Origin of the sequence: Flagellimonas zhangzhouensis (assembly GCF_900102925.1) — a bacterium.
Taxonomy (GTDB): Bacteria; Bacteroidota; Bacteroidia; order Flavobacteriales; family Flavobacteriaceae; genus Flagellimonas; species Flagellimonas zhangzhouensis.
On record NZ_FNKI01000001.1, the window covers coordinates 809911 to 833968 of the forward strand.

The window sequence follows — 24058 nt, forward strand, 5'->3', positions numbered from 1 at the left end:
TCAGCACTATAACGTTATAGTTTTTGAGTTCCACATGAAATTAACTAACTAAAGATATGAACAAAAGAAGTTTAGCGCAAAACAGCATTTTAAGCTTGATTGCGATCGCATTATTGGGAATCTATTCCTGTAAGCAAAATCCAAAGACAGAAAATACAGAGGAAACCACTGCCGAAGTTGTTGCTGTTGAAGAGACCAAACCAGACATTAAAATATCCCTGGCACAATGGTCCATGCACAAAATGATTTTTGAAGAAGGCGTTGATCCTTACACCTTTGCCGAAAAAGCAAACAAATGGGGATTTGACGGATTGGAATACGTTAGTGCCCTTTATTACAAAGAATTACAGGCAGCCAATTTTTCTGAAGAGGCCATGAACAATTGGGTGGCAAAAAGTAAAGCTGAAAGCGATAAATACGGAATGACCAATTTATTGATCATGGTAGATGGTCAAGGAGATATCGCGGTTGAAGATGCTGCCAAAAGAAAAGAAGCCGTTGAAAACCACTATAAGTGGGTTGATGCTGCAGCTGCTTTGGGATGTCACTCCATTCGAGTGAACCTGAATGGAAGTATGGATCCAGAAGTTTGGACGCCTTCCTCTGTTGATGGGCTTACCCAATTGGCAACCTATGCAAAGGACAAAAACATCAATATTATCGTAGAGAACCATGGCGGACCATCATCCAATGCGAAAATGTTGGCAGAGGTTATGGATAAAGTTGGGATGGACAATGTTGGAACCCTTCCCGATTTTGGTAATTTCTGCATCAAAAGAGAAGCTGGAGATTACTACTCCTCTAAATGTGTGGAAGAATATGACAAGTATAAAGGTGTAGAGGAATTAATGCCATATGCTAAGGGAGTTAGCTGTAAATCCTTTGATTTTGATGCTGAAGGAAATGAAACTACCATCGATTTTGAAAGAATGCTGAAAATTGTGGAAGATGCTGGATTTTCTGGATATGTTGATGTAGAATACGAAGGTTCCGAATTGAGTGAAGAAGAAGGTATCTTGGCAACAAAAAAACTGCTTGAAAGGATATTGGAATAAAAGAATCAACCACTAAAGGTCCATGAAGGGATTTTTTCATGAACTGTTCGATTACAATTTTTATTGTAACAAAAAAATAATTCAGCAGTGTGGTGCTTTGGATAAGTTGCCTAACAACTGCGAACGACTTTTTAGTCACATTTTAAATGCCCATCATATCTGGAATCACAGAATGATGGGCATTCCGAGTGTGTTAGGGGTATGGGATTTACATTCTTTTGTTAAATGGGAAGAAATCCACTACGAAAACCAACGCACTTCCTTTGAAATTGTCAGCAATACGGATAATTTTGAAAAAAGACTGGAGTACGAAAACAGCGAAGGGAGAGCCTTTACCAATCAAATAAAGGATATTCTTTTTCATATAATCAACCACTCCACGCACCATAGGGGACAAATTATGATGGAAATGCGAAACGCAGGTTTTGTCCCAGATCCATTGGATTATGTGCATTACAAACGATGAAAACTAACTCAATTAAACATGAATATTAAAACCAAATTCCAACTGTCTTTTATGATGTTCCTAGAATTTTTTATCTGGGGCGGTTGGTTCGTGACCTTGGGGACTTTCCTTGGGAACAATCTTGAAGCTACGGCTGGACAATCTTCAATGGCATTTTCAACCCAATCCTGGGGAGCGATCATAGCACCTTTTATTATTGGATTGATTGCCGACAGATATTTTAATGCCGAAAAGATTTTAGGTGTGCTTCATTTAATCGGTGCATTTTTAATGTATCAAATGTATAGCTCAACAGACTTTACCTCTTTTTATCCCTATGTTTTAGGGTATATGATTTTGTATATGCCAACATTGGCTTTGGTAAATTCCATTTCATTCAACCAAATGAAAGATCCCGCAAAGGAATTTTCGAACATTCGTGTGTTTGGAACCATCGGTTGGATCTTGGCAGGATTGGTGATCAGCTACGTTTTTGTTTGGGATTCACCAGAGGCTTTAGGAGCAGGAATGTTGAAGAACACCTTTTTAATGGCAGGAATCGCTTCTGCTATTTTGGGAGTTTTCAGCTTTACATTGCCAAAAACACCACCAACAGTTGATAAAAGTGAAAAGGTGACCATTTCGGATATGTTGGGCTTGGATGCCTTAAAATTGTTGAAGGATAAAAACTTCTTGGTTTTCTTCATTTCATCCGTTTTAATCTGTATTCCATTGGCTTTTTACTATCAGAATGCAAACCCTTTCTTAGCGGAAATCGGATTGGCAAATCCAACAGGTAAAATGGCCATTGGTCAAATTTCAGAAGCCTTGTTCATTCTTGCTTTACCATTTTTCTTTACCAAATTCGGATTTAAGAAAACCATATTGGTAGGAATGTTGGCTTGGACAGTTCGTTACTTGTTGTTTGCCTATGGTAATGCAGGCGAACTTTCCTTTATGTTGATCATGGGAATTGCATTGCACGGAATCTGTTATGATTTCTTCTTTGTATCTGGACAGATCTATACCGATACCAAAGCGGGTGAAAAATATAAAAGTGCTGCCCAAGGTTTGATCACATTGGCCACGTATGGAGTGGGAATGTTGATTGGATTCTGGATTGCGGGAAAAATCACAGATTCACTTACTTTGGAGGATGGAACTCACGCTTGGGAAAGCATTTGGATTTATCCATCCGCATTTGCAGCAGTAGTATTTATATTGTTTGCATTGATCTTTAAAAATGAAAAAGTAGAATACAAATCATAAAACACATAATGCCATAAAATAACAACAACCAAAAATTAACTGATACAAACATGAAAAACGTAAACAAAAAACAGCTTTTTTTAGCTGCCTGTATTTCGCTGGTCGTAACATCCATGACCTTTGCCATTAGGGCAGGTATTCTAACCCAATTGGGTGAGGAATTTGGAATTTCCAACCAGCAATTGGGGTGGATCAACAGTATGGCCTTTTTGGGATTCCCTTTGGCCATGATATTCGGAGGTTTGCTCTACAATAAAATTGGTGCCCGAAAACTAATGGTTACGGCGTTCGTTTGCCACCTTTTGGGATTGGTGCTTACCATTGTAGCTGGAGGTTTCTGGACCTTGATCATTTCCACGTTCTTTATTGGATTTGCAAATGGTTCTGTGGAAGCAGCCTGTAACCCCATGATTGCAGACATGTTTACTAAAAACCGTACAGCTATGCTGAACAGGTTTCATGTTTGGTTCCCTGGAGGTATCGTGATCGGTTCCTTGATCTCAAAATTTATGACAGATTTTGGAATGGGATGGCAATTACAGATTGGCGTAATGTTGATTCCGACCTTGATCTATGGATACATGTTCTTCAAACAAGAATTTCCAGAGAGCGAGCATATCGAAACAGATACTGCCAAAAACATCAAGTCGCTGGCCGATCCATTGTTTATTTTCATCATGATCTGTATGACCTTGACTGCCATATCCGAGTTTGGCCCACAGCAATGGGTAGAGCGAATCCTTGGAAATTCAGGAGCCAGTCCAATGTTGGTTTTGGCCATGGTTACAGGGATTATGGCCATAGGACGATTTTTTGCAGGTCCGATTGTCCATAGAATCAACCCAATTGGTGTACTCTTAATGTCTGCTGTTATTACAACTGTAGCGGTGTACGGTATGAGTATAGCTGAAGGATCCATGATTTACTTGGCAGCAGTTATTTTTGCATTGGGAGTTTGTTATTTTTGGCCTACTATGATCGGCTTTACATCCGAGTACCTTCCTAAAACAGGAGCTTTGGGGATGTCGTTGGTAGGTGGGGCAGGAATGTTCGCCACATCCATTTGGCAACCCGTGATCGGTGGCTGGTTGGATAGTGCCAAAGAAGCAGCGGTTTCATCTGGATTATCAGATCAAGTAGCGGAGCTTTCAGCAGGAAAGGCAACTCTTGGAAAAATGATGTTTTTCCCATTGGCAGTAGCCATTTTGTTTGCCATTTTGTTCTTGTTCCGTAAAAAATTGGAAGAAAGAAGAGTACCACAAGAGCACACATCAGAATAGATTTTATAACCCAAAATTAATAGTAAAAGAAAATGCCAAAAAAAATAAGACTAGGAATACTTGGTGGTGGTGGAGATTCCCTAATTGGGGTTTTGCACCGAGTAGCATCCTTTATCAATGATAATTATGAAATTGTTGGGGCGGTTTTTAACCCTAACTATGACGACAACCTTGCTTTTGCAGAAGAGATAGATGTTCCAACGAACCGAATCTATAAAGATTTTGATACGTTGATCGAAGAGGAAATGAAATTGCCTGAAGATGAGCGTATTCAGGTATGTTCCATTCTAACCCCTAACTTTTTGCACTTTCCAATGGCCAAAAAACTATTGGAAAACGGGTTCAATGTGATTTGTGAAAAGCCAATGACCACTACTTATGAAGAGGCATTGATTTTACAAGAAACCTTGGAAAAAGCAGGAACTGTATTTGCAGTTACCCACACTTACACAGGATACCCAATGGTGCGCCAAATGCGCGAAATGATCAAAGAGGGTGTGATTGGCAAGGTACACAAAGTAGATGCACAATATTATCAAGGTTGGATGAATCCAATCATTCACGATAAAGAAAAACGTGGAACCGTTTGGAGATTAGATCCTAAAAAAGCAGGAATCAGCTCTTGTATGGGGGATATTGGAGTGCATGCCTTCAACATGGTGGAATTTACAACAGGATTGCAAGTTCAGTCCTTACTTTGTGATTTCAACTATATGTACGATGACAATGTGATGGATATGGACGGTACTGCCTTAATCCGAATGGATAGAAACGTGAAAGGTGTTATCAGAGCCAGTCAAGTTGCAACAGGAGAAGAAAATAATTTGACCATTGCCATTTATGGTGAAAAAGGAGGATTAAAATGGGAGCAAGAAAACCCAAATTATCTATACAAATTAAACGATCCAGAACCGTTGCAGGTATATAAACCAGGTCACGCTTATAATTCCAAATTGTCTTTGGATGGAACAAAATTACCTCCAGGACACCCAGAGGGAATTTTCGATGCGATGGCGAATATCTATTTAGGAGCTGCTAAAGCTATCCGTGGAGAAGAATACAATAGCGGTGAATTCCCAACCATGATGGATGGGGTTCGTGGTCTTAAATTTATTGAGAATACCGTAGCTTCCCACAAACAGGGAAATATTTGGGTAGATATGGATTAAGGCCTTTCTAGAAAATGGCTGCTTGAAAAGAAGAAGTCAACCTGAACTGGTTTCAGGTTCTCATCAAAATTTGTCTTTAGACAATGAGATTCTGAAATAAATTCAGAATGACGGCATCAAACTTTTTAAGCAGTCATTATTTTTTGTAGAGCATTTCAAACTCTTCGAAAACCACGATCATACTTTCTTTTGGAGAAGCTCCTAAACCGCCCAATTCTCTGGTGTAATAATCCCAATGGGATTTCTTCCAATAATCAAGGCTTTTATCGCCTTCACCTTCCAATCGTGCATGATCTTCTTTGATACTAAAATAAGGAAGCAGTTTTACCCCTGTGGTTCTAATAACACACTTGGCATTTCCACTCCAATCCGTGACTACATAAAAATCCCCGATTTTAGGTAAATTTTCATTGCGTAATTGTAGCCCTTTTAACGAATGAGAAGTGGCTCTTTTGGTTTCCTTACAGACCAATTCCGCGCACGTATTGGCATCCGTTTCATTATCACAAAAATGAATCACCTTTGGAGCATCTTCCGAAGCAAATTCCAAATGTGCGTCTAAAAAATCGCCCCAAAGATTACGGGCAGAAGCATTTTCCATAAATGGTATTTAAAAAAATCGCTAAGTATTATTAATTGTTAACGAATCGCTATATTTATATCTTACTACATGCGACATAAAATTAACATACTTTTTTTCTTAAATATAGAAGATAAATCCCAATTATATGCGGATTTATAAATTCCTAAAAATCAATATCAATGAAGACAATTAAAGGGCCAGCCGTATTCTTGGCACAATTTGTAGATAGTCAACCCCCTTTCAATTCGTTGGATGGTCTATGCAAATGGGCATCCGATTTGGGGTACAAAGGTATTCAGATTCCTACTTGGGAATCGTTTCTGATAGATTTGGACAAAGCTGCCGAAAGTCAAGATTATTGTGATGAACTTAAAGGCAAAATCAACTCATACGGTTTGGAAATCACCGAACTTTCTACACACTTGCAAGGTCAATTGGTAGCCGTACATCCTGCATACGATCTAATGTTCGACAATTTTGCTCCCAAAGAATTGCACGGTAAACCCAAAGAACGCACAAAATGGGCTGTGGAAACCGTAAAAAAAGCAGCAACTGCCAGCCGTAGATTGGGGTTGAATGCCCATGCTACATTTTCTGGATCCTTACTTTGGCACACCGCACACCCTTGGCCACAACGCCCTGCTGGTTTGGTAGAAATGGGGTTTGAAGAATTGGCCAATCGTTGGATGCCTATTCTAAACCATTTTGATGAAGAAGGTGTTGATGTGTGTTATGAAATTCACCCAGGAGAAGATCTTCACGATGGGGATACTTTTGAGCGCTTTTTAGCAGCAACTGGCAATCATAAAAGGGTGAATATTCTTTATGATCCAAGCCATTTTGTATTGCAGCAATTGGATTACATCGAGTACATCGATTTTTACCACGAATTCATCAAATCCTTCCACGTAAAAGATTCCGAGTTCAATCCAACAGGAAAAAAAGGAGCTTTCGGAGGCTATAACGATTGGGGAGATAGAGCAGGTAGATACCGCTCCTTGGGAGATGGTCAAATCGACTTTAAGACCATTTTCTCCAAATTGACCCAATACGGATGTGATGTTTGGGCCGTAATGGAGTGGGAATGCTGTATTAAAAGTCCAGAGCAAGGTGCAAGGGAAGGAGCTAAATTTATCCAAGACCACATTATTGAAGCCACAACCAAGACCTTTGATGATTTTGCAGGTGCTGAAATAGATAAAGAACAACTAAAACGAATACTAGGATTATGAGAAAACCACTTTTATTAGCCGTCCTGGCTGTAACCTTTGCATGCAAGGAAAAACCAAAAGAAAAGGTTGAAGAAGTAACCGAAGAAGTTATTGAAGTAGTAGAGGAACCCGAATGGAGCGTATTGTTCGATGGTACTTCATTTGACGGATGGCATTTTTACAACGGAGGGGAAGTGACCGAACCTTGGGTATTGGAAGATGGTGCTATGGTACTGTACACGCCAGACCCAAGACCAGAAGGAGCCAACTACAACTTGGTAACAGATACCGAATACACAGATTTTGTTCTGACCTTGGAATGGAACATTGCCGAAGGAGGAAACAGTGGTTTCTTTTGGGGTGTAAAGGAGGATGAAAAATTCGGACAGCCTTATATCACTGGACCAGAAATTCAAGTATTGGACAATGAGCGCCACCCAGATGCCAAAAATGGCGAAGATCGTTTGGCAGGTTCTTTGTATGATATAGTTCCACCATCGGAGAATTCGGTGAACCCTGCTGGAGAATGGAATTCTGTTGAGTTGATGATCAATCACAAAACCAATGAAGGCCATGTGATTCAAAATGGAGTAAAAATTGTAGAGTTTCCAGTGAACAGCCCTGAATGGGATGAATTGGTGGCCAAATCAAAATTTGCTGATTGGGAAGATTTTGCCAAGTTTACAACTGGAAAAATTGGGGTACAAGATCATGGTGATAAAGTCGCTTTCAGAAACATAAAAATTAAAGAACTATAAGCATGTTAAAATTAACAAACGGACTATTGGCACTATCGCTACTTGCTGCTGGATTTGTTTCCGCCCAAGAGGTAGAGCCCACAACACCAGAAGAAACCGAATTTTACGAACCAAAACCACCCAAAGTTACCCCAGGAACCAATGGTTCTGCTCCCAGTGATGCCATTGTACTTTTTGATGGTACTTCATTGGACAATTGGATAAGTGTTGCCGACAGCACTGCTGCAAAATGGATCTTGAACAAAGATGGTAGCATGACGGTAAACAACAGAACTGGCGATATCCAGACCAAACAGAACTTTGGAAGCATCCAATTGCATATCGAATGGAAATCCCCAGCCGATGTGCAATTAGAGGGTCAACACCGTGCAAATAGTGGTATATTTTTAAATGGACTTTATGAGGTGCAGGTTTTGGACAACAATAATAATGACACCTACGTGAATGGTCAAGTAGGTTCTATTTACAAGCAGCATGTGCCTTTGGCCATGGCTTCTGTTCCAACAGGAGAATGGAACACCTACGACATTATTTACCATGCTCCAGAATTTGAGAAAGGTCAAAAAGTAAAATCAGGGTCATTAACTGTGATTCATAATGGTGTATTGATTCAGGATCATGTAGAGATCAAGGGCACAACACCCTATATCGGTTGGCCCAAAAATCCAGTGCATGGAAAAGGACCACTTAAATTACAGGATCACGGAGATAACAGCCGTGTGAGCTATCGCAATATTTGGGTAAGGGAACTTTAATTCCCACTCTTTTACAACAGTTTAATTGCCAAGGGTACAAAAGCTATTTTGGTTACCTTTGGCAAAATTCTTTTGCTTATGATTCAATCCATGACAGGCTTTGGGAAGCACGTAATTCAACTTCCCTCCAAAAAAATTACCATTGAGTTGAAATCGCTCAATAGTAAAAGTTTGGACATCAATGCCAGAATTCCACAAGCGTATCGTGAAAAGGAGCTGGAGCTTCGTAAAATGATAGCGGACAATCTGGTTAGAGGTAAAGTCGATTTTGGATTGTATGTGGAGATAACTGGTGAAGAAACCACTGCCGAAGTAAATCAAGGCGTGGTGAAAAACTACATGAGCCAGTTGGCAAAAATTGCAGAGGGCGACGATATTAAATTATTGGAATTGGCGCTTCGCATGCCAGACACCCTGAAAACAGACAAAAACGATATTGACGAGGAGGAATATAAATCTATTGTTTCGGCCATGAAAGAGGCGCTGAGCAATATCGTTGAATTCAGAAATGAGGAAGGTGAAGTACTAGAAAAGGATTTTGTGGAAAGGATTCAAAACCTAAACCGTTTGCTGGAAGAAGTGAAAACAATGGATCCTGAACGATTGGGATCGGTTCGTGAACGTTTGGAACGTGCTGTTGCTGACCTTAAGGTAGAACTCGATGCCAATAGATTTGAGCAAGAGCTGATTTACTATCTAGAGAAGTATGACATCACCGAAGAAAAAGTGAGATTGGCCAACCACTTAAAATATTTTGAAACCACCTTGAATTCCAAAGAAAGCAATGGAAAAAAATTGGGGTTTATCTCCCAAGAAATTGGAAGGGAAATCAATACCATTGGTTCCAAGGCGAACTATGCTCCCATGCAACAATTGGTGGTGCAGATGAAGGACGAATTGGAAAAAATCAAGGAACAAATGCTTAATGTTTTATGACAGAAGGAGGCAAGCTTATCATATTTTCAGCACCATCTGGCAGTGGTAAAACTACCATTGTAAAGTATTTGTTGGACCAGCCAGAACTCAATCTGGCATTTTCCGTTTCTGCTACTTCGCGACCTAGACGTGGAAAAGAAAAGAATGGGATAAATTATTATTTCATGTCGGTTTCCGAGTTTAAGCGACACATCAAAAACGAGGATTTTTTGGAATGGGAAGAGGTGTATCGAGATAATTTTTACGGTACTCTCAAAAGCGAAGTTGAACGTCTTTGGGCTGAAGGCAAGAATGTAATTTTTGACATTGACGTAGTTGGAGGATTGCGTATCAAAAAGAAATTCCCAGATAAAACCTTGGCCGTTTTTGTGAAACCACCAAGTGTGGATGAGCTTAAAATTAGGCTTAAGAAAAGAAGTACTGAAAGCGAGGATAAAATCAATATGAGGGTCGCCAAAGCCTCTGTTGAGTTGGCAACTGCTCCTCAGTTCGATACCATCATTAAAAACTACGAGTTGGATGTGGCCTTAAAAGAAGCCCATAAATTGGTGGCCGATTATGTAGGTGCCAAAATTCCAGATTCCAAAGAAGATTAGACCATGAAAAAGGTAGGGCTCTTTTTTGGGACCTTTAATCCTATTCATATAGGTCATTTGGCCATTGCAAACCATTTGGTGGAGTTTTCCGATCTCGATGAGGTTTGGTTTGTAATCACTCCCCAAAGTCCATTTAAGACCAAGCAATCGCTTTTGGATGATAATCATCGGTATCAGATGGTTTATGAAGCTGTCAAAGACTACCCCAAGTTACAACCCAGTAAAATTGAATTTGATCTTCCGCAGCCCAATTATACCATCAATACTTTGGTGCATTTGGATGAAAAGTACGGAGGGAATCATCAATTTGCGCTGATCATGGGTGAGGATAACCTCAAGAGTTTCCATAAATGGAAAAACTATGAGACCATTTTAGACCTGTATTCCATTTATGTGTATCCAAGGATTTCAAACGGGGAAATTGAGCATCAGTTTAAAGGACATCCCAAAATCACTAAAGTGGATGCGCCCATTATGGAAATATCATCCACCTTTATCCGCAAAGCGCATAATGCAGGTAAAAATATCCGTCCTTTATTACCTTATTCGGTTTGGAAATATATGGATGAGATGAATTTTTACAGGTAGTCTTAAGGTTTAAATGTGACCAGACCTACCATGCTGTCCGCCGTTCCATAATACAAATACCATACATTTTTGAAAAACACCAATCCCTCCAAAAAGGTAGTTCCGTCTTTATATTGACCCGATTTTTCAAAAGGCAATTCTGGTTGAATGAATGGTTGAGTAGTTCTGTCCAATAGTTTCCACGGTTCTTTGGCATCAAAAAGCGCTTGTCCACCCGTATAAATTCTATTGCCCAATTCTTTTACTCCAATGTTTTGGGAATTTCCTGCATTGTACATTACAACAATGCCTTTATCGGTGAGCAGGGGTGGTGGGCCAGCTTCCACCAACCACGAATCAAAATAACCTGGTCTTGGGCTTAATACAGGGGCAAGTTTACCTTCGTAGGTTTCCACAGGGGTCCAATCGGTTAAATTGGTTGAAGAAGCCAACCAAACGTGTGGTACTCCATAATACATCCAATATTTGCCATTGATCTTGGCAGCAACCAACTTTCCATCTTTAAGTTCGGTAACTATTGCTCCTGATTTGGTTTCATTTTCATGGTACAGCCCATCCTTATAATTTCTAAAAACGGGGCCATACTTTTCCCAATGCACCAAATCTTTGGATGTAGCAACAGCCAACTTAGGCACTTTTCGGTTCCATTGTGTATAGGTTAGTACATAAAGACCATCTTCGGTCTCAACAATTCTTGGATCTTCAATACCCCCTGGCCATTCATTTTCTTTTTGATTGTCATTGTCCGAATAAAAAACAGGATTAGCCCATTTCTTATAAGTGGTGCCATTAGAAGTTGTTGCCATTCCTATTCGGGAACGGTGACCACCGATTTCCTTTTCACCTAATTTTTCTTCGGCACGGTACAAGACGTAAATGGAATCTTCCTTAACAATGGCTGCTGGATTAAAAGTGGCCATGGATTCCCAATGAACCACCTTTTCAGTTATTGGATCTTTAAAGGTAGATTCACCATCTTTTTGTAAAATGGGTTGCGCATTTTCTGCTCGAACAAAAGGACCCAACATCCATTCCTTTTCTTTAGTTTGAGCAAAAACAGCAGTACAAAAAAGTAAAAGAATCAGTGTATGAACGGTTTCTTTTCCCATCTGGCTTAAATTTTGTCCAAGGTGTCTGTGCCCAAATATTTATTGTCTTTGTTCACATACCAAGCACGTGTTTTCGGCATTTTAATTCCATTAATTTCCTCTATGCCTTCAAGCAGGATGTATTCACCATCATTCTTGCTTTCATCGTGGTAAAATTGGTAGACTTCCATGGCGTAGGTACTTGGATCAAAATAAAAATACCATTCATCAGTACCTACTTCAGCATCGTACGTGACATTCAAAACCAAATATTCTTTCCCTTTAAAAGTTTTCTTTTGCACTTTAGGATTCAATTGGGTGCCAGGGTCATTTAATTTCATCGGTAACCCATATAGATAAGTGTAATAATCCTTCATAAAGTTACCCCGCTCACAGGTCAATCGCATTTTCTCTTTATCCTCTTCCGAAAATTCAGCACTACCATTTAAGGTAATATCGCACCCATCATTGGTAATTTTAAAATGCGAAGTGTTTTCGGCTTGTTTTACAGTTAGATTAAAAACTTGCTTCGGAAAATCAACCTGAATGGTGCTCACTCGTTCGGGTCGTTCTGGAGTGGTCATGGTCACCTTAAAAGTGGTTTTAAGTCCTCCCCAGTTACCATTAGGGTCATGATAAGCAATTGCTTTTTCCAGAACCTGTTGGGCGGTTTCTTGTTGTGCCTGTAAACTTTGGAATTGAATAAAAACCAAGAAAAGTAAAAATGGAATCTGTTTTTTCATATCGGATGATTTACCGAAATGAAAGATACCATTTTTTATTTCTTTTCAATTTTAGCTGGTGTAACAGAGCTATCGTATTCTGCGAAGTATTGCTCCAAAAGATTCATCATGGCATTGATCAAATCCCTACTTTCCAACAACAAAGAGAAGTACAACGTAGTGTTCTTTGGACTTGATTCTTCGGTTCTGGTTCGGGAAATCTGGTGATCAATCTTTTGGGAAACCATATCATTCAGTTCCTGTTTTGAATTCAGAATGGTTCCTATTTTTTCAAAAGAACGTTTTTCAAAAGCCTGTTGGGTGGTATTGAATATTTCTTCCAGCTTTTGATCAATTTCTTTTAACTCTTTGATCTGGTTGTATTTGAGTTTTTTATGGTTGTTGTGAACATGATTGTAGCTCACTTTTCCAATATACTCAAGCGACTGGGACATATCTGTTAAGTGTCCCATAATATTAATGTAGAAATTACTGGCACCCACATGGGCTTCATCCAAATTCTTAATGAAGTAAAAAGTATCGTTACGCAGTCCATCAATCTCTGTGGAAAGTTTGGCACCTTGCTTTTTGTTTTTCTTCAAAAAGTCAAGATCATGCTTGGCAAGACCGTTAATAGAGTTGGTGTAGATTCGGTTGCTACGCTTTATTACATTGGCAATGTTGGTCGCACTTTCTTCAATCACTCCTTGGATGGAACTGCTTTCAGCTTTACGAAGACTATCTTCAGCCTTGATCTCTTTGGTCTTCCTATTGTGAGATAAGTAGTTTCTCAACAAGATGGCAGCTGCGGCAACCAACATAATGGTCAAAGCCACAAACTTTCCAATAAACAATAAATAGGCAATAATGGCTGCAGCAACAAATGCACTTAGTGCTGTAAAGAACCAACCTCCAATTACGTTGAGCACCCCAGCAACCCTGTACACAGCACTTTCAGCACCCCAAGCCCTATCGGCCAAAGAAGTACCCATGGCTACCATAAAGGTTACGTAGGTAGTGGATAAAGGTAATTTCATTGAGGTTGCGATAGAAATCAACACACTGGCCACCATTAAGTTTACCGAAGCACGAACCAAATCAAAAGCAGGTTGTTCTTGTACTTTACTTTTTGGAACATAAGTGTAAGGAATTACGAACCTCTTATCTATTTTCTTTTGAAGAGAGGGTGGGATTGTTTTTCCTAAGCTTTCTGCAGCGGCAATACTGAATTTTACAATTTGACGCGATAAATAGTTGGGTTGAAAACGCTCATCTCCTTCATCCTGTCTAGCTAAATCCACACTGGTTTTTACCACTCCTTTAGCTTTAGATGAAAACCAAAGTGTAATCACCATTACTGCACCAGAAAATAGTAGGAGCATGGTAGGAGTACGCACAGCAGCAGCCAGACCTTGCATATTAAAATCACCTGGTGCAATACCAGATGCTTGCCAATCTTGGTAGGATTGCAATGCAGCAATAGGAACTCCGATGAAGTTTACTAAATCGTTACCTGCAAAAGCCATGGCCAAGGCAAAAGTTCCAAAGCCGATTACCAACTTATAAATATTTACTCTACCTAAAGTGGCCATTAGGTAGGATATTAAAGTCCAAATAACCATGTTGGCCAACAGGAACAATTCGGGTTGAGCAGCGACAAAATCAGAAATGGCACCATCAAAAATGGCGGCACTTTTAAGTCCTTTTACCAAGATGAAATATACAATGGCTGTGATGGCCAATCCGCCAAAAATAGATTCTACCCACTTGGATTTGGATTTGAAATCGAATGAAATCAATATCCGTGATATGAATTGTACCAGTGCACCAATAGAAAATGCAATGACGACTGAAAGGAGTATTCCGAATATAATTTCAGCTGCTTTATCGGTATTGATATAAGTGGCTAAATCTGAGAAACCACCATTTAAGTCTGCAATCTTGATCAAAGAAATGGCTACAGAAGCTCCCAAAAGTTCAAATACAATGGATACCGTTGTTGATGTGGGCATTCCCAGTGTATTGAAAAAATCGAGCAGGAGTATGTCGGTGATCATTACCGCCATAAATATGAACATGATCTCTTCAAAAACGAATTCACCAGGATTAAAGATTCCTTTTCGAGCAACCTCCATCATTCCACTGGATGAAACTGCACCAAAGGCAATTCCAACACTGGCAACAATCATAATGGTTTTAAAGGATATGGCTTTAGACCCAATGGCCGAATTCAAAAAGTTGACTGCATCGTTACTTACCCCAACCACCAAATCGGTAATGGCCAAAATACCGAGGGCAGCAACCATGAAAATGTAGATATTATCACCCATTCTTTAATAAATATGGCAAAAATGCCACTATAAATTCGCAATGAGGTTAACATAATGTTACCAAATACGGTGCTAAAAATACCAATAAATGTGGCACAAATACCAAAGGTTTATCTTTTGATATATCTTCGCCACAAATCAATTCCAATGAACTGGGAACAATTACTTTCTTTAAGACGACAGGGAGATACCTCGAAGCGATTGCGAAAAGAGCAAAATGAGACCCGACTTGGGTTTGAGGTGGATTATGATCGCATCATCTTTTCCTCTGCCTTTAGAAGTTTGCAAGATAAGACCCAGGTGTTTCCAATGCCCATTAGTGTTGGCTCCCAAAAGAATTTTGTACACACACGATTAACGCATAGTTTGGAAGTATCTGTGGTTGGGCGAAGCCTTGGACGAAGTGCAGGACAACAAATTATTGCTAAATACCCTTTTTTAAGTGAAGTTCACGGCTATCATTTTAATGATTTCGGAGCCATCGTCGCTGCCGCTGCATTGGCACACGATATTGGAAACCCACCCTTTGGACACAGTGGTGAAAAAGCCATCGGCAACTATTTTAAACAGGGGAGCGGTTTTAAATACAAGGAGCAACTTACAGCAGAAGAGTTTCAAGATTTGATTGATTTTGAAGGAAACGCAAATGGTTTTAAACTTTTAACGGAATCTAGGGCAGGTGTTCCTGGCGGATTGCGATTAAGTTATGCCACTTTGGGCGCTTTTATGAAATATCCTAAAGGATCCTTGCCCAAAAAACCATCCAAAAACATTGCCGATAAGAAGTTTGGTTTTTTTCAATCGGAGAAGGAGTTCTTTTTGGAAGTTGCCAATGAAATAGGGCTGTTGCCCAATCCAAGTCACCCTAAAACAGGATTTTTACGGCATCCACTTACCTATTTGGTGGAAGCGGCTGATGATATCTGCTACACCATCATTGATTTTGAAGATGGTATCAATTTGGGATTAATCCCCGAGGAATATGCGTTGGAATACTTGATCAATTTGGTAAAAGAAAACATCAATACTAAAAAGTATAATGCCATGACGAACTCCTCTGACCGATTGAGTTATTTGAGGGCATTGGCAATCAGTACCCTGATCAAAGATGCAGTTGAGGTTTTTGTGAAGAACGAAGAAAAAATCATGAACGGCACTTTTGATGCAGCCCTTTTGGACAAAGGAAAATATCAGGCTCAAGTAGAGGACATCATCAAACTAAGTGTCGAAAAAATTTACCAATCCCAAGATGTAGTTGACAAAGAATTGGCGGGTTACCGTATTATTTCGGATCTATTGGATATGTTTACTTCCTCTTTGGTCAACGCCAAAAACGGAAACGATACCAATTATGACCGTTTGTTGATTAAAAGTTTACCTGAAAACTATCGAAATTTTGACACCTCTGTATACCAAATATTGCTAGACACCAGTTGTTTTGTTGCTAGTTTATCGGATAGTGCCGCAGTACACATTCATGATAAATTAACTGGCAGAATGATTTAAAAGGAGTAGAGGAGACCAACTCCCAAAAGCTGTTTAAACTGGATGCGAGGTTCACCAGGATCAACAATCAAACCATCGTCATCTACTACTTCGTCAAATTTTATATCATCATCATAAATAAGATGGGTGCCAATATTGGCTGTGAGAAACTTGTTCACTTTCAAGTTGAAATTCATTTGCCAATCCACATCTATATTGCCAAAACTGCGCACGTAGTCGGTATAAAGACTTATTCGATGGTCTAAGATTACATTGGTGAGAATTTCATGTTCCCAAGTGTTGGTGATCAAAAAACCAAGTTCTACAAAGGTATTTTTCCCTCGATCGACCCCAAATGCACCTTGGTTAGACAATCTTTCATCGAAAACAAAAGTAGATTTTAAGGTAGCAGGCGATATGTACAAATTAAACTTATCGTTTGGAATATACGAGGTACCCATACCCAGAAAGAGATAACCAGGCGACATGAATTTGGAAATCGGGTTTTCACGGTCGGGATATTTATAACCGTTGGAAAACTGGGTATTGAAGTTCATTTTAACGGAATAGTACCATTTGGTAATGGTATCGTTCCTGAAACTTAAAGTAGTCGATAATCGCAATTGATCATCCGTTTTTCGAAGTTTTCTCCCTTCCTGTGCGTTTAATCCATATCGCATTTGTACTTCGTTGTCCCAACTCAGATATCGAAACTTATAGTTTCGCACAAATTTGAAGCTAGCTAACGCTGAAACGGAATTATCACCCCCTGCATTCCAGTTTACAAAAGCAACTTCATTGATGTTCAACCCAAACTCATTCACTTTTTTCCAAAACGATGTTGGCTTAAATCGTCGGTACCATCTGCTAACAGGTTTAACTCGATTAAGAACCGTGCGTGGATCGGTAAGCTTTGCACTTCGAACGGGATATTTAAGTTTAACCTCTTTTATGCGCACCACTTTAAATCCAGAATCGGTACTATCGGGTTCAAAAACTTTTAGACGGGTAATCTGCGCATTGACGGAAAAGGAAAGCGTAAGGAATAGGAATAGAAAAAAACTTATTCGCATTGGTCTGTGGTTGATTGTATAAAAGTTTTTAGGGTATCAAAATCTATACCAGCTATTTTATGTGTCTCATCTATGGTGCCTTGAGCAATAAACTCATCAGGAATACCAAAAATTTTAATTGGTTTGGTAAACCCTTCCTCATTGGCAAATTCCAGCACTGCCGAACCAAATCCACCCATCTTGCATCCATCTTCAATGGTTATGATTTGCTCGTACTGTCCAAAAATAGTTCGAAGCATATTTTTATCCAATGGTTTTACAAATCGCATATCGTAATGTCCGATGGATTCGTTTTGGTCCAAGGATGCGATAATTTCTCCAACTTCATTTCCAATATGCCCTACAGTCAAAACTGCGGTTGTAGATCCCTCTTTTAGGCAGATTCCCGTCCCAATTTCAATGGGTTGAAAATCTTGACGCCAGTTTAAATTGACACCACGACCACGAGGGTATCGGATCGCAATGGGATTATCCAGTCCAAGTTGGGCAGTGTGCATGATATTGCGCAATTCCATTTCGTTTATTGGGGCAAAAACAATCATGTTGGGGATACATCTCAAATAGGCCAGATCAAAAACGCCATGGTGTGTTGGTCCATCTTGACCCACTAGTCCCGCACGGTCTAAACAAAAGATCACGGGCAGGTTTTGTAAAGCCACATCATGAATTACCTGATCATAGGCACGCTGTAAAAAAGTGGAGTAGATATTACAAAATGGAATCAATCCCAGAGTGGCCATTCCAGCAGCAAGGGTAACGGCATGTTGTTCCGCAATGCCCACATCAAAAGCCCTGTCTGGTATTTGATCCATCATTAATTTAAGTGAACTCCCTGTTGGCATGGCTGGGGTAATGCCCACAATTTTTTCATTTTTTTGAGCCAATTCCACAAGGGTGTACCCAAAAACTTCTTGGTATTTTGGAGGTTCGTTGGTACTCGACTTTTTAAGACGTTCGCCAGTTTTTTTATCAAATTTTCCTGGTGCATGGTACACCACTTGGTCTTCTTCGGCTTTTTTTAAACCCTTACCTTTTTTGGTGATTACATGGAGTAATTTAGGACCTTGTATATGCTTCAAACGTTCTAATTCTGAAACCAAGACCATAACATCATGACCATCTATTGGGCCAGAATAATTTAGATTAAGGCATTCAAAGATATTTTCATCTTTGGCAGTGCCTTTTTTAACATTGGTGAGGTATTTTTTGAGTGCTCCCACGCTAGGATCGATTCCAATGGCATTATCGTTAAGGATAATAAGTGCATTTGCATCGGTGACTCCCAAATGGTTGAGACCTTCAAATGCCATTCCACCGGCTATAGAGGCATCACCCACTACGGCGATATGCTGTCTATCTACATCTCCTTTCAATTTTGAGGCCATGGCCATTCCTAAAATCGCCGAAATGGCGGTTGAACTATGTCCTGTTCCAAAATCATCGTACTCGCTTTCACTTCTTTTGGGAAAACCACTTATGCCACCCAATTGCCTATTGGTTTCGAAAATGTCTTTTCTTCCAGTTAAAATTTTGTGTCCGTAAGCTTGATGCCCCACATCCCAAATAAGTTTGTCGGTTGGGGTATTGAACACATAATGAAGGGCTATGGTAAGTTCCACAACACCTAAACTGGCGCCGAGGTGTCCTTCCTTGGTGGAGACAATATCAATTATAAAATCCCGTAGTTCTTGGGCAAGTTGTGGCAACTCAGCCAAGGTCAGTTTTTTGAGGTCTTTGGGGGAATCAATATGTACCAGTAGATTTTCCAAGAAATAAAAAAACAAAAGTATCGATTATCCCCATAATTATTTATGCTTAGCTTAGCGAATACATGAATTTTGAATTGAAATGGTAGAGAATCCTTTTGATGACACATATTTTATGAAGAAGGCCCTACAAGAGGCCGAGATTGCTTTTGAAAATGGTGAGGTGCCCGTTGGTGCCGTTATTGTAGCGAACAATAGAATTATTGGGAAGGCGCACAACCTTACAGAACGACTTCATGATGTTACTGCCCATGCCGAAATGCAGGCCATTACTGCAGCATCCAATTTTTTGGGTGGAAAGTATTTGCGGGGTTGTACTTTATATGTGACTTTGGAACCTTGCCAAATGTGTGCAGGGGCTTTGTATTGGAGCCAAATATCGAAGGTGGTGTATGGAGCTGCTGATTTGGAAAGGGGATTTAATGTAATGGGAGGTCACTTGCATCCGAAGACTGAAGTTGTGAATGGGATTTTGGAAAATGAATCTGCCGAAATGCTAAAGCGATTTTTTATCCAACGTAGAAATTTGAACTAAAAAAACCCCGGCTACTAGCCGAGGTTTAGATCAAATCAAAATAAAATATTTTTATCAGATTACCTGCACTTTGGCAGCAACCACTCCTTTTCTTCCGTCTTCTTCTACGTATTCTACTTTGTCGCCTTCGTTCAATTCCACTCCGTTCAATGCCGTAACATGAACAAAGATGTCTTTTCCTGTGTCGTCGTTAGTAATGAACCCGTAACCTTTGGATTCATTGAAAAATTTTACTGTACCAGTCATTAAAATAATATAAATATGTTAAAACACTAAAGTATACTATTTTATTGGCGGTCGTATAAAATGTGGATTAAATCTTTTGAAAATTATTGATTTTCAGGCTTTTTACGTTCATTTTCTTGCATTTTATCAATATTCTCTTTGGTTAACATGTAATCTTTCATGTTTTTACCCTTACTCTCTTTGTAAAGAAAGAGCGGCATCGCAATTAAAAACAACCCAATAGTGCCTCCGCCTATAAATTTTGGTGCCAAAGGATGGGCTTCTTCCAACGTAAAACCATAAATAATGGAACCAAGGGAGGCCAGTGTAATGAGAACAACGATGTATTTAATTTTGATTTTCATTGTGAATAATTGATCAATTTTCTGCGATAGGCTGTGAGCATTTTAGATTTGGAAATGAACCCTTCATATTTTCCGTTTCGGATTACGGGTAAGTTCCAAGCTCCACTATCCTGAAATTTTTTCATTACCGTTTTCATGTTGTCCGTTTCGTAAAAGATAACTTCAGGCGGTGCGTGCATCAAATTTTTAACAAACACAGTATCGTAGATTTCAGTGTCGAACATCATAGATCGTATGTCATCAAGAACTATTATGCCAATCAATTTTTTGTCATCATCCAGCACGGGAAATAAATTTCTTTTTGATTTTGATACAGATTGGTGCAACATTTCGCCTAAAGACATTTTTGGATGAACCACTCTAAAATTCTTTTCGATTACATCGTCCATTTCCATGAGGTTCAAGACCATTTGATCCTTATTGTGGGATAAAAGGGCTCCTATTTTGGCCAATTCTTTGGTGTAGATGGTATAATCCAAAGCGTTTTTGGTAATCAGATACGAAATGGCAGCGGTAATCATCAGGGGGACAAAAAGTTGATAACCTCCCGTGATTTCAGCAATAAGGAAGATGGCCGTTAATGGAGCGTGGATTACTCCAGCAATAAGGCCCGCCATTCCGATCAGTGTAAAATTACTTTCCGATACCGAAAACCCCAATCCTAAATGATTGATTACTTTGGCAACTACATTTCCCAAAGCACTACCCATAACCATAGTAGGGATAAATACTCCACCTGCCCCTCCAGCGCCAATGGTGGTGGTCATCGCAATGGCCTTAAAAATGGTTATGCCGAACAAAAGGGCTATGACCACCCAAATGTTATCGGTATAGTTATCGAAAGGGGTTGTGCCCAGTGCTTTTATATGATCACCATCCAAAAGGTTATTGATAAAGCCAAAACCTTCACCGTAGAGTGGGGGAATGGCATATAACATAATACCGATGGCTATACCGCCTACCAATAATTTGTATTTCGGACTTTTCAATTTTTTAAAAAGAGATAGAATTGAAAAATACATTTTGGTAAAGTAGATGGAAGCGAATCCTGTTCCTACGCCCAACAAAATGTAAAATGCCGTATCCTTCAATTGAAAACCTTCGGAAAGGGAAAAACTGAACAAAGTTTCGTTCCCCAGAAAGAAATAGGAGGTCAATACCCCAGCAATGGAAGCTAATAAAAGGGGCAACATAGACATCATGGTCAAATCCAAAGTGAACACTTCAACAGCAAAAATTATAGCGGCAATCGGGGATTGAAAAATCGAGGCAATGGCTCCCGCCGATGCACAAGCGACCAACAAGGTTCGTGTTTTAGCATCAATATGAAACAGTCTGCTCAAGTTGGAACTTACTGCGGAACCAGATTTTACCGCTGGGCCCAACAATCCTACAGAACCACCAAAACCAACTGTTAACGGTGCAGTGATCAATGGGGTGTAAATATCCTTTAGCTTAAGTAATCCCCGTTTTTTGGAAAGCGAAAAAATAATGGAGGATACCGCATGCTGTAGGGGTTCTTTGTGCACAAATTTCACATAGAGGTATACCAACGTAAGCCCAATGGTAGGCAAAATAAAATAGAGTTGATTCTCTGAGAATACGATTCCCTTTTTTAAAAGGGATTCAATAAAATAGGTGCTGTTCTTAACGGTTACGGCAACCAGTCCTGCCAAAAATCCCACTACCAGACTCATTACCTGAATAAAAGTCCTGTTGGAGATATTTCTATATCGCCATTTTAGAAAACGGGTTAGCAGTTTTTTTTGGTTTAAGGCCATCGGTGTCGCTGATGCACTTAAAAGTATTAAAAAATCCCGCTCGAAGGCGGGATGTATATGTTTAGAGGTCCAATTTTAAATGTAGCTCTTTCAATTGCTCATTGTCAATGTTTGCTGGAGCATCGATCATTACGTCTCTTCCACTATTGTTTTTTGGGAAAGCAATGAAATCGCGAATGGTTTCCTGTCCTCCCAAAATAGAAACCAATCTATCCAAACCAAATGCAATTCCACCGTGAGGAGGCGCACCATATTGGAAGGCATCCATTAAAAATCCAAACTGCGCTTTAGCTTCTTCTGGAGTAAAGCCCAAATGTTTGAACATTGTGGCTTGTGTTTCTTTATCATGGATACGGATAGAACCACCACCAATCTCATTACCATTCAATACCAAATCGTAGGCATTGGCCTTCACAGCACCTGGGTCAGAATCCAAAAGTTCCAATTGACCAGGTTTTGGTGAGGTAAATGGATGGTGCATGGCGTGGTAGTTGCCTGTTTCTTCATCCAATTCCAATAATGGGAAATCAATGACCCAAAGTGGGGCAAATTCATCTGATTTTCTAAGCCCTAAACGCGTCGCCAATTCCATACGCAAAGCACTTAATTGTGCTCTTGTTTGATTGATGGGCCCCGAAAGCACACAAATAAGGTCGCCAGCTTCGGCACCTGTTACTTCTGCCCATTTGGCCAAGTCATCTTGGTCGTAGAATTTGTCAACGGATGATTTAAAGGAACCATCTTCGTTACATTTTACATACACCATGCCTTTGGCACCAACTTGAGGTCGTTTAACCCAATCAATCAAGGCATCAATTTCTTTACGGGTGTAGGATGCAGCTCCAGGAACAGCTATGCCAACTACCAATTCCGCAGTGTTGAACACATTAAAATCTTTGTGTTGAGCTACTTCGTTCAATTCACCAAACTGCATTCCAAAACGGATGTCTGGTTTGTCGTTTCCGTACAAACGCATGGCATCATCAAAGGTCATTCTTGGGAATTCGTCCACTTCTACACCTTTAATTTCTTTTAAAAGATGCTTGGTCAACCCTTCAAAGGTGTTCAGGATATCCTCTTGTTCCACAAAGGCCATTTCGCAGTCAATCTGGGTAAACTCAGGTTGTCTGTCGGCTCTAAGGTCCTCATCCCTGAAACATTTCACAATCTGGAAATACTTATCCATACCACCGACCATCAATAACTGCTTAAAAGTTTGTGGGGATTGTGGAAGCGCATAAAACTGTCCCTCGTTCATACGGCTAGGCACCAAAAAGTCCCTTGCACCCTCAGGAGTGGATTTGATCAAATATGGAGTCTCAACATCAATAAAACCTTGGTCGGAAAGGTACTTGCGCACTTCCATGGACACTTTGTGTCTGAAGATGAGGTTATTTTTTACAGGATTTCTTCTGATATCCAGATAGCGGTATTTCATTCGAATATCTTCACCACCATCAGTTTCATCTTCGATAGTGAAGGGGGGAAGCTTGGATTCGTTCAAAATATTCAGCTCCTTCACCAATACTTCAATATCACCTGTTGGAATGTTAGGATTCTTGGAAGCACGTTCTATCACTTCTCCCTTAACTTGAATCACGGTTTCACGACCCAGCTCTCTTGCTTTTTCCATAAGCTCGTTGCTAGTACGTTCTTCGTCAAAAACCAATTGAACAATACCATAACGGTCACGAAGATCTACCCAAGCAACAAAACCTTTGTCTCTGAGTTTGTGAACCCATCCACTTAAAATTACTTCCGAACCAATATCCGATGCTCTTAGTGCACCACAAGTGTTACTTCTGTACATGATGTATTTAATGAGAGGGGCAAATTTAAGAGTAATCGGATTATTAATGGCCAGTAATTATCATTTTCTCTGCTTCATAATTATATACAACTAAAGATGGTCTTTTGAGAGTATAGTTTATGATGTTTAACTAACTTATAGTTAACCTAAAATTTACAAAAGGTGATGATTTTGATTCGTTTTGTCGAATATCTGACCGATAAAATGAGTTTAAAAGTGTTAAAATGAAAAAT

At 39.7% G+C, this 24058-nt stretch carries 23 protein-coding genes; 13 read left to right on the top strand and 10 right to left on the bottom strand.

Annotation, left to right across the window (positions count from 1 at the left end):
- The first annotated feature begins 56 nt into the window (after positions 1 to 56).
- From BLQ18_RS03545 to BLQ18_RS03565, 5 genes are read left to right on the top strand one after another with little or no spacing between them, the layout of a single operon-like run.
- Positions 57 to 1055 carry a sugar phosphate isomerase/epimerase family protein gene (locus tag BLQ18_RS03545; protein ID WP_090292681.1) on the top strand — a complete coding sequence of 333 codons (999 nt, stop codon included), beginning with the start codon at positions 57 to 59 and terminating at the stop codon, positions 1053 to 1055.
- A 22-nt stretch (positions 1056 to 1077) separates the two neighbouring features.
- Positions 1078 to 1521 (top strand): DinB family protein, encoded by a 444-nt coding sequence (locus tag BLQ18_RS03550; protein ID WP_090292683.1) that lies wholly within the window; start codon positions 1078 to 1080, stop codon positions 1519 to 1521.
- Between the two features lie 18 nt (positions 1522 to 1539).
- The gene (locus tag BLQ18_RS03555; protein ID WP_090292686.1) at positions 1540 to 2769 is read left to right on the top strand and encodes a nucleoside permease; all 1230 of its coding nucleotides are present in this window, start codon (positions 1540 to 1542) and stop codon (positions 2767 to 2769) included.
- Positions 2770 to 2819: 50 nt separating this feature from the next.
- Positions 2820 to 4049 carry an MFS transporter gene (locus BLQ18_RS03560; protein WP_090292688.1) on the top strand — a complete coding sequence of 410 codons (1230 nt, stop codon included), beginning with the start codon at positions 2820 to 2822 and terminating at the stop codon, positions 4047 to 4049.
- A 32-nt stretch (positions 4050 to 4081) separates the two neighbouring features.
- On the top strand, positions 4082 to 5218 hold the full coding sequence (locus BLQ18_RS03565; RefSeq protein ID WP_090292690.1) for a Gfo/Idh/MocA family protein: 1137 nt from the start codon (positions 4082 to 4084) through the stop codon (positions 5216 to 5218).
- Positions 5219 to 5354: 136 nt separating this feature from the next.
- Here the strand turns inward: BLQ18_RS03565 and BLQ18_RS03570 are convergent, their stop codons facing one another.
- Positions 5355 to 5819 carry an ASCH domain-containing protein gene (locus tag BLQ18_RS03570; protein WP_090292692.1) on the bottom strand — a complete coding sequence of 155 codons (465 nt, stop codon included), beginning with the start codon at positions 5817 to 5819 and terminating at the stop codon, positions 5355 to 5357.
- A gap of 161 nt (positions 5820 to 5980) precedes the next feature.
- Here BLQ18_RS03570 and BLQ18_RS03575 point away from each other — a divergent pair, with 161 nt between their 5' ends.
- From BLQ18_RS03575 to nadD, 6 genes are all read left to right on the top strand, one after another.
- The gene (locus BLQ18_RS03575; RefSeq protein ID WP_090292695.1) at positions 5981 to 7033 is read left to right on the top strand and encodes a sugar phosphate isomerase/epimerase family protein; all 1053 of its coding nucleotides are present in this window, start codon (positions 5981 to 5983) and stop codon (positions 7031 to 7033) included.
- A complete protein-coding gene (locus tag BLQ18_RS03580; protein ID WP_090292698.1) occupies positions 7030 to 7770 on the top strand; it encodes a 3-keto-disaccharide hydrolase in 741 nt (246 codons plus the stop codon). Before BLQ18_RS03575 ends, BLQ18_RS03580 begins: the two co-directional genes overlap by 4 nt.
- A gap of 2 nt (positions 7771 to 7772) precedes the next feature.
- Positions 7773 to 8525: a 3-keto-disaccharide hydrolase gene (locus BLQ18_RS03585; protein WP_090292700.1), complete on the top strand. Its 753-nt coding sequence runs from the start codon at positions 7773 to 7775 to the stop codon at positions 8523 to 8525.
- Positions 8526 to 8603: 78 nt separating this feature from the next.
- A complete protein-coding gene (locus tag BLQ18_RS03590; protein WP_090293661.1) occupies positions 8604 to 9461 on the top strand; it encodes a YicC/YloC family endoribonuclease in 858 nt (285 codons plus the stop codon).
- Positions 9458 to 10057 (top strand): guanylate kinase, encoded by a 600-nt coding sequence (gene gmk, locus BLQ18_RS03595; RefSeq protein ID WP_090292703.1) that lies wholly within the window; start codon positions 9458 to 9460, stop codon positions 10055 to 10057. Before BLQ18_RS03590 ends, gmk begins: the two co-directional genes overlap by 4 nt.
- A gap of 3 nt (positions 10058 to 10060) precedes the next feature.
- A complete protein-coding gene (gene nadD / locus BLQ18_RS03600; protein WP_090292705.1) occupies positions 10061 to 10645 on the top strand; it encodes a nicotinate (nicotinamide) nucleotide adenylyltransferase in 585 nt (194 codons plus the stop codon).
- Between the two features lie 2 nt (positions 10646 to 10647).
- On the opposite strand, the gene BLQ18_RS03605 is transcribed toward nadD, so the two are convergent.
- Genes BLQ18_RS03605 through BLQ18_RS03615 form a run of 3 tightly spaced genes read right to left on the bottom strand, consistent with a single transcriptional unit; the run spans position 10648 to position 14785 of the window.
- Positions 10648 to 11754 carry a glycoside hydrolase family 130 protein gene (locus BLQ18_RS03605; RefSeq protein ID WP_090292707.1) on the bottom strand — a complete coding sequence of 369 codons (1107 nt, stop codon included), beginning with the start codon at positions 11752 to 11754 and terminating at the stop codon, positions 10648 to 10650.
- 5 nt (positions 11755 to 11759) lie between these two features.
- The gene (locus BLQ18_RS03610; RefSeq protein WP_090292710.1) at positions 11760 to 12476 is read right to left on the bottom strand and encodes a DUF6503 family protein; all 717 of its coding nucleotides are present in this window, start codon (positions 12474 to 12476) and stop codon (positions 11760 to 11762) included.
- A gap of 35 nt (positions 12477 to 12511) precedes the next feature.
- Positions 12512 to 14785 (bottom strand): inorganic phosphate transporter, encoded by a 2274-nt coding sequence (locus BLQ18_RS03615; protein ID WP_090292713.1) that lies wholly within the window; start codon positions 14783 to 14785, stop codon positions 12512 to 12514.
- 147 nt (positions 14786 to 14932) lie between these two features.
- Between BLQ18_RS03615 and dgt the strand changes: the two genes are divergently transcribed.
- Positions 14933 to 16291 (top strand): dGTP triphosphohydrolase, encoded by a 1359-nt coding sequence (gene dgt, locus BLQ18_RS03620; protein WP_090292715.1) that lies wholly within the window; start codon positions 14933 to 14935, stop codon positions 16289 to 16291.
- Here dgt and BLQ18_RS03625 read toward each other — a convergent pair.
- A complete protein-coding gene (locus BLQ18_RS03625) occupies positions 16288 to 17343 on the bottom strand; it encodes a DUF3078 domain-containing protein (RefSeq protein ID WP_090292718.1) in 1056 nt (351 codons plus the stop codon). The genes dgt and BLQ18_RS03625 overlap by 4 nt on opposite strands.
- On the bottom strand, positions 17334 to 19127 hold the full coding sequence (dxs, locus tag BLQ18_RS03630; protein WP_417935093.1) for a 1-deoxy-D-xylulose-5-phosphate synthase: 1794 nt from the start codon (positions 19125 to 19127) through the stop codon (positions 17334 to 17336). The genes BLQ18_RS03625 and dxs overlap by 10 nt, the downstream gene beginning before the upstream one ends.
- Positions 19128 to 19191: 64 nt before the next feature.
- Between dxs and BLQ18_RS03635 the strand changes: the two genes are divergently transcribed.
- The gene (locus BLQ18_RS03635) at positions 19192 to 19644 is read left to right on the top strand and encodes a nucleoside deaminase (protein WP_090292722.1); all 453 of its coding nucleotides are present in this window, start codon (positions 19192 to 19194) and stop codon (positions 19642 to 19644) included.
- 54 nt (positions 19645 to 19698) lie between these two features.
- Here BLQ18_RS03635 and BLQ18_RS03640 read toward each other — a convergent pair whose 3' ends face one another.
- From BLQ18_RS03640 to aspS, 4 genes are all read right to left on the bottom strand, one after another.
- Positions 19699 to 19890: a cold-shock protein gene (locus BLQ18_RS03640; RefSeq protein ID WP_090292724.1), complete on the bottom strand. Its 192-nt coding sequence runs from the start codon at positions 19888 to 19890 to the stop codon at positions 19699 to 19701.
- An 83-nt stretch (positions 19891 to 19973) separates the two neighbouring features.
- The gene (locus BLQ18_RS03645) at positions 19974 to 20234 is read right to left on the bottom strand and encodes a hypothetical protein (protein WP_090292726.1); all 261 of its coding nucleotides are present in this window, start codon (positions 20232 to 20234) and stop codon (positions 19974 to 19976) included.
- Positions 20231 to 22015, bottom strand: coding sequence for a chloride channel protein (locus tag BLQ18_RS03650; protein WP_090292729.1), 1785 nt, complete (start codon positions 22013 to 22015; stop codon positions 20231 to 20233). The genes BLQ18_RS03645 and BLQ18_RS03650 overlap by 4 nt, the downstream gene beginning before the upstream one ends.
- A 61-nt stretch (positions 22016 to 22076) precedes the next feature.
- On the bottom strand, positions 22077 to 23825 hold the full coding sequence (gene aspS / locus BLQ18_RS03655) for an aspartate--tRNA ligase (RefSeq protein WP_090292732.1): 1749 nt from the start codon (positions 23823 to 23825) through the stop codon (positions 22077 to 22079).
- Positions 23826 to 24058 lie beyond the last annotated feature (233 nt).